At 62.2% G+C, this 222-nt stretch carries 1 pseudogene; it reads right to left on the reverse strand.

From position 1 onward, the window contains the following. A pseudogene (locus GFJ39_RS14000) lies at nt 1-121 on the reverse strand (transposase); the annotation flags it as partial. Nucleotides 122-222 lie beyond the last annotated feature (101 nt).

A 222-nucleotide genomic window follows, 5' to 3' on the forward strand; every position in this document is an offset into this window, starting at 1 on the left:
CCGCCGGCAGGCGATACGACCATGCCGCCTCTACCAGCATCGCCCGTGCCTCCCGGTTCCCCGTCTTTGTTATCGCACCACGGCGGGTGCGGGCGCCGCTGGACGCCTCCGAGGGAACTAGGTTCTGTTGACAAAAGGTCTTCTCAGACTGGCTTGGACGTGATTCAACGCTGGTCTTTACGGAGACCTGTGGATGCGTGGCGACCTGACGGACGAGGAATT

This window comes from Gluconobacter aidae (assembly GCF_009547075.1).
Taxonomy (GTDB): domain Bacteria; phylum Pseudomonadota; class Alphaproteobacteria; order Acetobacterales; family Acetobacteraceae; genus Gluconobacter; species Gluconobacter aidae.